The sequence below is a fragment of the Pseudomonas sp. KD5 genome (assembly GCF_012932895.1).
In the GTDB taxonomy this organism is placed as follows: domain Bacteria; phylum Pseudomonadota; class Gammaproteobacteria; order Pseudomonadales; family Pseudomonadaceae; genus Aquipseudomonas.
The window spans coordinates 1-12,548 of the sequence record NZ_JDWJ01000008.1 but is presented as its reverse complement, the minus strand read 5'-3'; the positions used below and the strand labels follow the sequence as shown (position 1 = coordinate 12,548).

Here is a 12,548-nt window from a genome sequence, read left to right as displayed (position 1 = left end):
TCCAATTGTTCAGTCACCGGTCGTCGGTGATTCTGCACAGCGTCTCAGGACGGCGTCTTAAGTCGCTCAGCGATCTTGTCCTTGACCTGCACACGCTTCTCCTTGAGCTTCTTCAGTACCTCATCGCTGGGCGCATCCGATTGTGCGGACTCGGCCTTCACCACCTCTGCGTCCGCCTGGGTGTACTTGTTGAGCAGTGAATCCAGTAACGGATCCTTGGTGCGTTTTTGCTGGATCTCTTCCTTTGTGCAGCGCAAGTCCTGGTAAAGGTCATGGGTCACCGGCATGGAACACCTCCGTTTGTTAATCGGTGGCAAACGTGATCGATGGCGTTCGCCAATTATCAGAATGGCCTCGCTTACCCGGTTCTGTCGACCGTCTATCAGACCAGCGGTGTCCGTTCGTCGTCCTGTCGCAAACGCGATATCCCCTTGCCCGAGCGCCTGGAAAGCCCCCCTTGAATCAACCACCGAGTACCGTACGAACCATTCGCGTCAGCGCCTCGGGACCATAAGGTTTGCTCAGCAGATAAGTGTCGGAGCTGAGTTGGTGATCGCGCGTAATGATGTCGCGGGTGTGTCCGGAGGTAAACAACACCGCCACCGGAGGGTTTTGCACCTTGGCCCAGGCGGCCAGGTCCGAGCTTTTGATCAAGCCGGGCATGACCACGTCGGTGAAGATCAGGTCCACTGTCGCGCCGTCGAGCAACATCTGCATCGCCAGGTCACCGTTGGCCGCGGTCAGGACCTGATAGCCCTCTTCGCACAACAAGTCCACGGCCGAACTGCGCACCGCTTCGTTGTCCTCGACCACCAGAATGGTTTCATGCCCGCCCCGGTGCTGCGGAGCATGGCGCATTGTTTCGTCAGGCAACGGGCGCAAGCTGCGAGGGAAATACAGCTGCACCCGAGTGCCCCGTCCGACGACGCTGGAAATCTCGATATGCCCGCCGCTCTGTTTGACGAACCCGAACACCATACTCAAACCCAGGCCGGTGCCTTGACCATCAGCCTTGGTGGTGAAAAACGGCTCGAAGGCCTGTGCAAGCACTTGCGGCGGCATGCCGACGCCCGAGTCCGCCACCGTCAGGCAGACATAATCGCCAGCGACGATGCCCTTGCCGGCGCAAAACTTGCGGTCGAGGACGATGTTCTCGGCGCTCAGGGCAATGGTCCCCTCGCCGTTCATGGCATCTCGGGCGTTAATCGCAAGGTTGAGAATGGCGTTTTCCAGTTGATTGCAGTCCACGTAGAGGCGCCATGGATCGTCAGGTGCGGACACCTTGATCTGGATCGTCTCTCCCAGCGCTCGCTGCAATAATTCCCCGAGGTCTTCGAAGATCTGCCGTGGGTCGCATACGGCCGGTGACAACGGCTGACGACGGGCAAAGGCGAGCAATTGCGAAGACAATTTGGCCCCGCGCTCGACCGCGGCAATCGAGGCGCCGACCCGGCGCTGCACGTTGGCGTTGTCCGGCTCGTGACGCGCCAGCAAGTGCAGGTTGCCGGCGATCACCTGTAACAGGTTGTTGAAGTCATGGGCCACCCCGCCGGTGAGACCGCCAATGGCTTCGAGCTTCTGTGATTGACGCAGTTGCTCTTCGGCCGCCAGCCGCGCCTCGACTTCTTCAGCGACTCGTTGCTCCAGGTTGCGGGTAAACTTGAGCAAGGACTCTTCGGCAATCTTGCGTTCGTGGATGTCGATCAACACCCCGGGAAAGCGCAACGCTTCACCTTGCGCATTGAACTCGCAACACCCGCTGGCGAGCACCCACAGGTAACTGCCATCGGGACGCAGAACCCGGTATTCGACGTTATAGGGCACGCCGGTTTCCACCGACTGACTCATCCGCTCCCGGACCCAGCTGCGATCATCGGGATGAATCTGCATTTGGGCGATGGCCGGTGGCAGGTTGGCCAGGTCCTGGCCTGGCGGATAGGAAAACGTGCGGGCGAATCGCTCGTCGCCCGACAGCACATCAGCCTTGATGTCCCAGACAAACGAGCCGAGCAAAGCCCCGGCATTGAGGGCCAGGCGAACCCTTTCATTGTCGGCACGGTAGGCGTTTTCGGCTTCCTGGCGTCGGCGTTCGGAAATCACATGGTCAGTGGTTTCAACTACCATCGCCATGACCCCGGCGGGACACCCGTCATCATCGGCGACCGGGCTGTAGTAAAGGTCCATCCAGACGTCTTCGGGAACGCCGTCGCGCAGCAATACCAGGGCTTTGTTGTGATAGGACAAGGTGCCGCCCGCAAGGCAGGTGTCCACCACATGCCGATTGAATTCGGCGACCTCCGGCCAGCCCAACTCCACCGGGGAGCCCAGCAGGTAAGGATGGCGGCCACCGGCAAATCTTGAGTAGGCGTCGTTATAGATCATGTAACCGGGGCGGCCCCACAGCATCACCATCGGCAGCGGTGAAGCGAGCAGTAACTGCACCGCGCTGCACAGACTCCCGGGCCAGGTGTCGATGCGCCCGAGTTCGGTCAGGCTCCAGTCGAACGCGCGAATGCGTTCGGCCATTTCGCCGCTCCAACCGGTACAACCGTGGCTATTGTCTAGAAACTGCATCGACTGGCCTATGCCTTGTGAATGACATGTTTTCAGGCAGTGCAACAGCATGAGGAGACGGTGCCTGCCCGTTTGTTTCGAGCACTGCCGACGCCAATGGTTTCATTGAGGTATAGCTGATTCTCGACCGGCCCCTGCGGCAAGCTGCTCCTGCACAGGTGACATATCCACCACCAAGGCTCAGTGGAAATCCCGACTGCGCACATGAATACCGTCGAGCAATGAACTCAGGTCGCTCAAGCGTCCGGCAATCAGGTGCCGCACCTCGCCCACCTTTTCCCAGCGCCCGTCGACCTTGAGCAATTGCGAGCCGACCAATACCTGCCGTTGCCGTTCGGCCAGATCGCGCCAGACCACCACGTTGACGTTGCCGAATTCGTCTTCAAGGGTCACGAAGGTCACACCGCTGGCGGTTCCCGGACGCTGCCGACCGGTGACCAGCCCGGCGACGCTGACCGGACGCCCATGCTCGACCATCAGCAATTCCCTGGAGCTGCGACAGCGCCGGGCCTTGAGCTCCCCCCGCAACAACGCCAGCGGATGCGGGCCGAGGGTGGTGCCGACACTGGCGTAATCGGCTTGCAGGTCCTCGCCCACGGTGGGTTTGGGCAGATCCACCGCCGGCTCTTCCTGACTCGGCAGACCGGCAAACAAACCGAGCTGCTTCTGCACCCCCGCCACCTCCCAGCGCGCCCGATGCCGGTCACCGGCCAGCCCGCGCAGCGCACCGGCATCGGCCAGTTGCTCCTGGGCGCGAGCATCGAGTCGTGCCCGCTCGCCGAGGTCGGCGATGTCGGCAAACGCCCCTTTCGACCTTGCCGTCTCGATACGCCGGGCATCGTCTTCGCGAAAGCCCTTGATCATCCGCAGCCCCATGCGAATGGCTGGCTGCGCGCCGGTGATCGGTTCCAGGCTGCAATCCCAGTCACTGGCCCGCACGTCCACCGGGCGAATCTGCAAATGATGGCGGCGGGCGTCCTGGAGAATCTGGTCCGGGCTGTAGAACCCCATCGGCCAGCTGTTGATCAGCGCACAGGCAAAAGCCGCCGGCTCGTGGCATTTCAACCAGCAACTGGCGTAGGTCAGCAAGGCGAAACTGGCGGCGTGGGATTCGGGAAAACCGTAATCGCCGAAGCCTTTGATCTGCTCGAAGATCTGCGCGGCGAACTCCGCCGTGTAGCCGTTTTTCTTCATACCGTCCGCCAAACGTTCCTTGTGCGGTTCCAGTCCGCCATGGCGTTTCCAGGCCGCCATGGAGCGACGTAACTGATCGGCCTCGCCGGGGCTGTAGTCGGCGGCGACAATCGCGATCTGCATCACCTGTTCCTGGAACAGCGGCACGCCCAGCGTACGCTTGAGCACCGCTTCAAGTTCTTTCGACGGGTATTTCACCTCTTCTTCGCCCTTACGCCGCCGCAGGTAGGGATGCACCATCCCGCCCTGAATCGGCCCCGGACGAACGATCGCCACCTCGATCACCAGATCGTAGAAGTTCTTGGGCTTGAGCCTGGGCAACATCGACATCTGTGCCCGGGACTCGATCTGGAACACCCCGATGGTGTCCGCATGGCCAATCATCTCGTAGGTTTGCGGGTCTTCGGCCGGCACCGTCGCCAGGCTCAGGTCGCGGCCTCGGTGCCGACGCAGCAGATCGAAACAACGGCGAATCGCGCTGAGCATGCCCAGCGCCAGAATATCGACCTTGAGCAGCCCGACCGCATCCAGATCGTCCTTATCCCACTGGATGATGGTGCGCTCGGCCATGGCGGCGTTTTCCACCGGCACCAGGCTGTCCAGAGGCTGCTCGGAAATCACGAAACCGCCAGGGTGCTGGGACAGGTGCCGGGGGAAACCGATCAACTGTTGGGTCAGGCTCAGCACTCGGCGCAACACCGGGCTATCGGGATCGAAACCACCCTCACGCAGACGCTCGACGGGCGGCGCCTGATTACTCCAGTGGCCGCAACAGTCGGCCAGGGCGTTGACCTGATCCGGCGGCAAACCCAACGCCTTGGCCACATCGCGGATTGCGCCGGCACCGTGGTAAGTGCTGACCACCGCCGTCAGCGCCGCACGGGCCCGGCCATAACGCTGAAACACATACTGCAGGACTTCTTCGCGCCGCTCGTGCTCGAAATCCACGTCGATGTCCGGCGGTTCGTTGCGCTCCCTGGAGAGAAAGCGCTCGAACAGCAGCGTGCTGCGATCCGGGTCGATCTCCGTGATCCCCAGCACGAAGCACACCGCCGAGTTGGCGGCAGAACCGCGGCCCTGGCAAAGGATGTGTTGCTGGCGGGCGAAATTCACAATGTCGTGAACCGTCAGGAAATAACTCTCGTACCCCAGCTCGGCAATCAGCTCCAGTTCCTTGTCGATCTGCGCCAACACCTCGGCCTTGGGGCTTTTTTCCCAGCGCCAGCGAATCCCCTTTTCTGCCAGCACCCGCAGCCAGGACGTGGCCGTGTGCCCCTCGGGCACCAGTTCCCGGGGATATTGATAACGCAACTGACCGAGGTCGAAAGTACAGCGCCGGGCGATGTTCAGCGTCTCGTCGAGCAGCGCCTGCGGGTAGAGATCGCGCAAGTCGTCGAGGCTGCGCAAATGCCGTTCGCCATTGGGGTGCAGACGCAACCCGGCCTCGGCCACGGGAACGTGATGGCGGATTGCGGTCATGGTGTCCTGCAAGGCGCGCCGGCCGCGGGCGTGCATATGCACATCGCCGCTGGCCACCGCCGGGATCCGCAGTTCCCGCGCCAGGGTCAGCAGTGCCGCCAGTCGCCGGGTGTCGTCCTGCCCGCGATGTAACTGAACGCTCAGCCACAGGCGCTCGGCGAAGCTCTGCTTCAGCCAATGGCCCTGCGCAAAATCATCGACGGCGTCCGGCGCCCACAACGCCAACAGCCCCGGCAACGGCTCGCTGAAATCCTCCCGCAGCACCTGATACTGGCCTTTCTGTGTGCGGCGTCTGGCGCGGGTAATCAGTCGGCACAGGGCTTGATAACCCTCGAGGTTTTCCACCAGCAGCACCAGTTTCGGGCCATTTTCGATACGTATTTCGCTGCCGATGATCAGCGGCAACTCCACGGTCTTGGCCGCCTGCCAGGCACGAACGATACCCGCCAGGGTGCATTCGTCGGTGATCGCCAGCGCCTGATAGCCCTGCTTTTTCGCCCGTTGAAAAAGCTCAAGCGCACTGGAGGCACCGCGCTGGAAACTGAAGTTGGACAGGCAGTGCAGCTCGGCATAGTCGACGCTCATGCGAACCAGCCTTGCAGCCACAACGGACCGTCTTCGCCCACCGCCCGATAGGCCCAGCCCTGCTGACCGGAACGGGTTTCGATCAGGTAGTAATCGCGGCGCACGTCGTCGCCGTCCCACCAGCCGGACTCGATGCGCTCCGGCCCCATGAGGATGCGCGTCGAGCTTTCGTGTACCGCCTGCGGTTCAGTCAGCAACCAGCCCGGGCGTTGCATGGCAGGCAGCCCCTCGCAGGCCTGGCTGTCGACAGTGGTCTGCCACGCGCATTCCGGCCGGTGATCGGCCTGGAAGCGCAAACCCTGCACCGCGTCATCCCCCAGCCGTGCGCGCAAGCGTTCACGCAGTTGCTCCCAGGGCAAGGACTGCTGCGGACGGTCGTCGAACAGCTCCTGACGCTGGGGCACGAAGGCCGGCAGATCTTCGGCGCGCAGACGAAAACCGCGCACCGGCGCCTCGACCTGAACCTGCTCCAGCCGCCCCCGGGCCAGTTCGAACAGCATCGCCGGATCGCGCTCGGCGCTGAGCAGGCCGACCTTGATCACGGTGTCCGGCAAGCCGGCGTGTTCCAGGTGCAAGTCGAAACGTTGCACGCCGCTGTCCCGGCCGCAGAGGAACGCCGACAGATCGCCGGTCAATCGTCTTAAAGGAAACAACAATGCCTGATGGGATTGCACATCGAAGTTGAGCTCGATGCGCACATCGAAACGGTCCGGCGGCAGGTAAAACGCCAGCGCCAGCCGCCGCTCACCGAACAGGCTGTCCAGATGCTTGAGCACCTGGGCCTCGAAACGCCGGGCCAGGCTATGCCGCGGTAGCGCCTGCACCTGACTCAAGGTGCGCAGCCCCATGCGCGATAACGCTGTAGCAACGCTGGGCTCCAGGGCAATGCGATCGACGGGCAGTTGCCCGAGGTGATGCTGCAAGGCTTGATTGTCCGGCACCACCAGACCGTCATAAACGTTGGCCAGCACCCGCGCCGCCACCGGGTTGGGCGCGGCGACAATCCGGTGACGAAACCCCAGCTCAGCGAGCTCGGCGCGCAGCCGCGCCTCGAACTGCGGCCAAGGGCCGAACAAGCCCAGGCTGGATTCGATTTCAAACACCACGGCACGCGGGTAATGCACGCTGACCTGGGAGCTGAACCGATAGGCCCAGGCGGCCAGGAACTGCTGCCAATGTTCGATTTCGGCGGCATCGTATTCGGCGGTGACGAACCCTTTGCTCAGCGCCTGGGCGGCGGTCATCGACTGACCGGGTCGCAAACCCAGCGCCCGCGCCGCACCGTTGACCGCCTGCAGCACCCGCCGCTGGGCCGGGCCGGTCAGCAGCGCCAACGGCTCATCGGGGTCGGGGCGCTGACGCAGTACCGCGTCCAGCGCCAATTGCGGGAAGACAATGCACACCCAGCGCATGGCAACCTCAATGCCCCACGGCAAAGGCAATCGGCGCCGAACGGGCCAGCCCGCCCCGGCACTTGAGCACCCGCAACTGAGCAGGCTTGGCGTCGATGGCGATGCGCAGGGCCGCTGGCGACGGGTTGATGGCTTCACTGAGCGAGCGATAGGCGAACGCCAGGGTCTGCCCGGTTTCGGCCGCCACCTGCAAACGTCGCAACGCCCGGTCATCGGCCTTGTGCGGCCAGCACAACACCGCCCCGCAACTGCCCGAACGCAGGCATTGTTCCGCCGCCCACAGCGCATCGCGCTCGCTGGCCTGGATGATCGACAACTGGCGCAGATCGACCCCGGCGTTCTGCCAGGCCTGGGGATACGGCACGTAAGGCGGCGCCACCAGCACGATGCGCTCGCCCGCCGCCGACAGCCGTGCCAGCGTCGGCCACACCAGTTGCAACTCACCCACGCCCTGCCCGGCCAGGAGGATTTCGCTCAGCGCCGCTTCCGGCCAGCCACCGCTCGGCAACGCCGCATCCAGCGCCGCATGCCCCGTGGGTTGCGGGCTGACGGCCGGTGGCGCAGGTCGGCCCTTCCAGACCTGGCCGCCATTGAACAGCGTATCCAGCGCAACGACGGCGCCCATCACCCTTGCCTCACCAGACCACAGAACACGCCTTCGATGGCCAGCTCCTGATCGGCTCGAACAATGATCGGCTGGTAAGCCGGATTGCGCGGCAACAGGCGAACGGCATCGCCGACCCGCTCGAAACGCTTGATGGTGACTTCGCCGTCGAGCCGCGCCACCACGATCTGGCCGTTGAGCGCTTCAGGATTGCGCCGCACGCCCACCAGATCGCCGTCGAGAATGCCGTCCTCGATCATCGAATCACCCTGGACCCGCAGCATGTAATCCGGCACCCGCGAGAAGATCGACGGATCGAGCAGCAAGCGGCTGTGGACCTCGGCATCGGCACCGATCGGCGCACCGGCCGCCACGCGGCCCAGTACCGGAACGTCCAGCAGCTCGGGCCGCGGCGGCTGGTTCAACAAGCGGATGCCGCGCGCCTGATGCGGATTGACCTCGATGAAACCCGCCTCGGTCAGCGCCAGCACGTGCTTGCGCGCCACGCTACGGGAGGCGAAACCGAAGGCCTCGCTGATTTCAGCGAGGCTCGGGGGCTGACCGTGTTCGGCGATGCGATCGCGGATGAAGGTCAGGATGGCGGTACGGCGGGGAGTTAAAGTCGTCATGGAGTACATTTGTACTCTTTCGGCTTTTTCCTGGCAAGGACTTGTAGGAGCTGTCGAGTGAAACGAGGCTGCGATCTTTTGATCTTGTCCTTAAAGATCGCAGCCTCGTTTCACTCGACAGCTCCTACAGGAGAGGCCAGAAACCCTGCGATGTAATCGATAAAAGCCACGACTTTGGCGGTCGCTCGCCGATGGCTCGGGTACACCGCCAGAATGTGCGGGCCAAAGCTGTCGGGATCGATGTCGTAGTCCGCCATCACCCGCACCAGTCGACCGTCGGCCAGATACGGCGCAGCGCTCCATAGCGGCGTGTGCAACAACCCGCGTCCGGCCAGCGCATTGGCCAGCAGCAAGTCGTAATTGTCGCTGCGCAGCCGTGGCGCCTGGGGTTGCGGCAGGCTCAAGCGCTGCCCATCGCGCTCGGCCCACCAGAATTCGCGGCTGAGCAAGGGATGGCGATACAGCAACCATTCGTGCTCATCGAGGGTTTGCGGGGTGACCGGCAACGCCTTGCGCGCCAGATAGGCCGGACTGCCACACAACGCCAGACGATTGCTGCCAACGACGCGGGCGATCAGCCCCGGCAGGTCGTCATGGCCTTCGCGCAGGGCCAGGTCGTAGCCGCTTTCCAGCAGATTGACGAACTCATCGCACAGGTCCACTTGCAGATTGATCTGCGGATACTGCTCCAGAAAACCGCCACACACCTGATCGAGAAAGGCTTGCCCATAGGCCAGTGGCGCGGTGATTTTCAGATTGCCGCGCAGGCCATGCTGCAACTGCTCGATTTCCTCGCCGGCCTCGTCCAACCGCTGCAACACTTGACGCGCGGTTTCCAGGTAGAGCCGCCCCACTTCCGTCAGCAGAATCCGCCGGGTGCTGCGCTCGAACAGCCGGGCACCGAGCTCGGCCTCCAGGTGATTGACCGCTTTGGTCAGGGCCGACGGGGTCTTGCCCAGTTGCTCGGCCGCGCGGCTGAAACTGCCCAGTTGCGCCGTGACCACGAACATTTTCAACGCACCCAGCTTGTCCATTCTTTTTCCATTCCGGCAAAAACGTTTTTCGTGAGTGAGGCGTTCTGTTGAGCATAAGCAGCCACTAATCTGGCCATCAGACGCAATAACAAGGAAACATTCAATGAAAAGATTCCTCCCGAATCTATTGATGGCCGCTGTGGCTTTTGCCTCGATGGAAGCCATGGCAGCGACTGATCTGGTGCTGCTCAACGGCAAGATATTCACCGCCGACCGCAACCAGCCCAAGGTGCAGGCCTTGGCGGTGCAGGACGGCAAAGTGCTGAAAGTCGGCAGCAACGCGCAGATCAAAACCTTGATCGAACCGGGAACGAAAGTGATCGACCTCGGCGGCAAGACGTTGATGCCCGGCCTGATCGACAGCCATTCCCACGCGATTTTCGGCGGTCTGGAAATGGCCTCGGCCAACATGGAAGATGAGGTGGTCGACCTCGATGAGCTGGAAAAACGCCTGCGCGGTTGGCGTGATGACGGCAAGGCGAAACACGGTGATGTGCTGAGCGTGGCCGGCATGAGTTCGGCGTATTGGGCCCAGGCCGAGGCCCTCGGCAAGAAATTCAACAGCGGCGAATGGGCCAAGGTGCCCGTGGTATTCACCGGCAGCGACCACCACACCGCCTGGGCCAACAACGTCATGCTCGAACGCGCGGGCATCGACGCCGCCCTGCTGCAAAACCTGCCGGCCGCCGAACTCGACACCATTGGCAAGCTTGCCGACGATCGCCCCAACGGTTTCCTGGTGGACGCCGGTTGGGATCGGGTTGCGTTAAAAATGCCCGCGCCCAGTGCCGCCGACATGCTGCGCGCCGCGCAAACCGCCGTACGCTACAACAACAGCCTGGGCATTACGGCCTGGATGGACCCCGCTGCCAACGCCGCCCCCGGCGAGCCGGTGTTTGCCCTTATACCCACGGAGAAAACCGTCGGCGTACTGCCGGTGTACAAAGCGCTGTCGCAAAGCGGTGGCATGACCGCCCACGTCGCGGCCCTGCTGGTGGCCAATCCGAAAAGCATACCGGCCGATCTCGACACGCTGGACAAGGTCCGCCAGCAATTCCAGGGCATCCCCAACCTGACCCTACCCGGTATCAAGATCTTTGCCGACGGAGTGATCGAATACCCGGCCCAGAGCGCGGCGATGATCGATCCTTACACCAACTCGCAAAAACAGGGCGAGTTGCTGATCGATCCGAAGCACTTCGGCGAACTGGTCAGTGCCATCGATCAACGCGGCTGGCGGGTGCACATCCACGCCATCGGCGACCGCGCGGTACGCGAATCCCTGAACGGCATCGCCCAGGCGCGCAAGGATCGCCAGAGCGGCGTGACTCACTCGATCACCCATTTGCAAATGGTCAACCCGAAAGAGTTTGCGCGGTTCAAACCGCTCAACGTCATCGCCTCCATGCAGTTGCTCTGGGCCTCCGCCGACGATTACACCCTGGACATGATCAAGCCTTACGTCAGCGCCCTCGCCTTCCGCTATCAGTACCCGGCGCACTCGCTGCTCAAACAGGGCGCGACGATCGCCGGAGCCAGCGACTGGCCGGTGTCTTCGCCCAATCCGTGGAACGCCATGGCCCAGGCGATCACCCGAAACGGTCCGTTGGGTGTCTTGAACGCCGACGAACGCATCGACCGGGAAACGATGTTCTACGCCTACACCCTCAACGCCGCCCGCACTATCGGTCTAGAGAAGCAAATCGGCTCGCTGAGCCCCGGCAAGCAAGCCGATTTCATCGTGCTGGACCGCGACGTGTTCAGCGTCGATGAGAAAGCCCTGCACGACACCCAAGTGCTGCAAACCTGGTTCGCCGGTCGCGAAGTCTACGCCCCGACACTCTGAGAAAAATCGCCTGTACACGCTGCCCAACTCCGCGTTCATCGCTGGGGTCTGGAGCAGCGTTGTCTCAAATCTGCCCATAACAATCACAACAAAGGCACTGCACCATGAAAGCATTCACCCTCGTCGCCCTCGCATCCTTCAGCCTGTTGCCCCTGGGCAGCCAGGCCCTGCCCTTGAATGACGACTTCGCCGTGCTGGTCGACCTGACCCTGGCCAGCGACTATCGCACTCGCGGTATTTCGCAAACCCAGAACGACCCCGCCGCACAAGCCGGTGTGACCCTGGCCCACAGCAGCGGCCTGTACCTGGGCGCCTGGAGTTCGAACGTCGATTTCGGCGGTGGCCTGAAAACCCGCCAGGAAGTCGACTACTACGGTGGTTGGCTGTGGCAGGCGACCGACGCCATCAGCCTGGATGTCGGCTATCTCAAATACGCGTATCCAAAAGAGAGCCAGTTCAATCAGAGCGAGGTCTACGGGATTCTCGACGTCTATGGCGTGAAACTCGCGGCCTATTACTCCGCCGATGCACCAGGCATCGACAGCAAACAGAGCACGTTGTACCACTACGTTGGCTACGAAACCGAATTGCCCTATGGGCTGGGGCTGAAACTGCGCTACGGCGAAATGGACTTCAAAGACCCGCGCCTGTATTCGGCCTCGGGGCATGGCGAGGAGGCTTACCACGAGTGGGAGGCGAAGCTGACCCACGAAGTGGCCGGGGTGTTGCTTGGGTTGAGTTACATCGACACCGATTTGTCGAAAAGCCAATGCATCAGCAACTGGGGGTTCGACGATGTGTGCAGCGCAACCCTGGTGGCGAGTGTCAGCAAATCCTTTTGATGGTTTTTTGTAGGAGCGAGGCTTGCCCGCGAAAGCGTTTTACCTGACACACCGCCTTCGCGGGCAAGCCTCGCTCCTACAGGTGTACGCGATCCGCTATTTAGCCGACACGCAATGCGCGCAGGTCGAGGCGACCGTCCTTGAGCGGCGGGCACCAGTAGTAGCCGCCAGTGATCGGTCGGCTGATGCGGTACAAACCGTCGGTGATGCCGTCTTCCAGACCGCTCATGCGCCGCAGTTGGGCTTCGAATGCATCGAGGGAAAAACCGAATGCCAGGAACATCAGGCCGGCGCGATCGCCTTCGATCCACGGCATCGAGCGACGGACCACGAAGGCTTCAGGTGCGAA

The 12,548-nt window shown here is 62.5% G+C and carries 9 protein-coding genes and 1 pseudogene; 2 read left to right on the top strand and 8 right to left on the bottom strand.

Translation table 11 applies throughout. The features are described from left to right. Nucleotides 1-44: 44 nt before the first annotated feature. The 7 genes from AF70_RS18155 to AF70_RS18125 all read right to left on the bottom strand — a co-directional run bounded on the left by AF70_RS18155 (nucleotide 45) and on the right by AF70_RS18125 (nucleotide 9,511). Nucleotides 45-287 (bottom strand): DUF465 domain-containing protein, encoded by a 243-nt coding sequence (locus AF70_RS18155; RefSeq protein ID WP_018927630.1) that lies wholly within the window; start codon nucleotides 285-287, stop codon nucleotides 45-47. A gap of 175 nt (nucleotides 288-462) precedes the next feature. Further along, nucleotides 463-2,526 (bottom strand): PAS domain-containing sensor histidine kinase, encoded by a 2,064-nt coding sequence (locus AF70_RS18150; protein ID WP_028940965.1) that lies wholly within the window; start codon nucleotides 2,524-2,526, stop codon nucleotides 463-465. A 228-nt stretch (nucleotides 2,527-2,754) separates the two neighbouring features. After that, on the bottom strand, nucleotides 2,755-5,853 hold the full coding sequence (locus tag AF70_RS18145; RefSeq protein ID WP_197032271.1) for an error-prone DNA polymerase: 3,099 nt from the start codon (nucleotides 5,851-5,853) through the stop codon (nucleotides 2,755-2,757). Further along, nucleotides 5,829-7,244, bottom strand: a complete 1,416-nt coding sequence (locus AF70_RS18140) for a DNA polymerase Y family protein (RefSeq protein WP_028940967.1) — start codon at nucleotides 7,242-7,244, stop codon at nucleotides 5,829-5,831. The genes AF70_RS18145 and AF70_RS18140 overlap by 25 nt, the downstream gene beginning before the upstream one ends. Before the next feature lie 7 nt (nucleotides 7,245-7,251). Next, nucleotides 7,252-7,869, bottom strand: a complete 618-nt coding sequence (gene imuA, locus AF70_RS18135; protein WP_019578465.1) for a translesion DNA synthesis-associated protein ImuA — start codon at nucleotides 7,867-7,869, stop codon at nucleotides 7,252-7,254. Next, nucleotides 7,869-8,486 (bottom strand): transcriptional repressor LexA, encoded by a 618-nt coding sequence (gene lexA, locus AF70_RS18130; protein WP_018927624.1) that lies wholly within the window; start codon nucleotides 8,484-8,486, stop codon nucleotides 7,869-7,871. Before lexA ends, imuA begins: the two co-directional genes overlap by 1 nt. 101 nt (nucleotides 8,487-8,587) lie before the next feature. After that, entirely contained in the window at nucleotides 8,588-9,511 is a 924-nt protein-coding gene (locus tag AF70_RS18125) for a LysR family transcriptional regulator (RefSeq protein ID WP_028940968.1), read from the bottom strand. A 103-nt stretch (nucleotides 9,512-9,614) separates the two neighbouring features. Here AF70_RS18125 and AF70_RS18120 point away from each other — a divergent pair, with 103 nt between their 5' ends. Beyond that, nucleotides 9,615-11,357 (top strand): amidohydrolase, encoded by a 1,743-nt coding sequence (locus AF70_RS18120; protein ID WP_028940969.1) that lies wholly within the window; start codon nucleotides 9,615-9,617, stop codon nucleotides 11,355-11,357. 104 nt (nucleotides 11,358-11,461) lie between these two features. Further along, nucleotides 11,462-12,199 carry a TorF family putative porin gene (locus AF70_RS18115; RefSeq protein ID WP_028940970.1) on the top strand — a complete coding sequence of 246 codons (738 nt, stop codon included), beginning with the start codon at nucleotides 11,462-11,464 and terminating at the stop codon, nucleotides 12,197-12,199. Between the two features lie 100 nt (nucleotides 12,200-12,299). On the opposite strand, the pseudogene AF70_RS18110 reads toward AF70_RS18115, so the two are convergent. Beyond that, nucleotides 12,300-12,548 (bottom strand): annotated as a pseudogene (locus AF70_RS18110) (Dyp-type peroxidase domain-containing protein); the annotation flags it as partial.

Coding starts and splice junctions, on each gene's coding strand:
- lexA (WP_018927624.1), bottom strand. CDS start 8,486: ATGTACTCCATGACGACTTTAACTCCCCGCCGTACCGCCATCCTGACC.
- imuA (WP_019578465.1), bottom strand. CDS start 7,869: ATGGGCGCCGTCGTTGCGCTGGATACGCTGTTCAATGGCGGCCAGGTC.
- AF70_RS18155 (WP_018927630.1), bottom strand. CDS start 287: ATGCCGGTGACCCATGACCTTTACCAGGACTTGCGCTGCACAAAGGAA.
- AF70_RS18150 (WP_028940965.1), bottom strand. CDS start 2,526: ATGGCCGAACGCATTCGCGCGTTCGACTGGAGCCTGACCGAACTCGGG.
- AF70_RS18140 (WP_028940967.1), bottom strand. CDS start 7,244: ATGCGCTGGGTGTGCATTGTCTTCCCGCAATTGGCGCTGGACGCGGTA.
- AF70_RS18120 (WP_028940969.1), top strand. CDS start 9,615: ATGAAAAGATTCCTCCCGAATCTATTGATGGCCGCTGTGGCTTTTGCC.
- AF70_RS18125 (WP_028940968.1), bottom strand. CDS start 9,511: ATGGACAAGCTGGGTGCGTTGAAAATGTTCGTGGTCACGGCGCAACTG.
- AF70_RS18115 (WP_028940970.1), top strand. CDS start 11,462: ATGAAAGCATTCACCCTCGTCGCCCTCGCATCCTTCAGCCTGTTGCCC.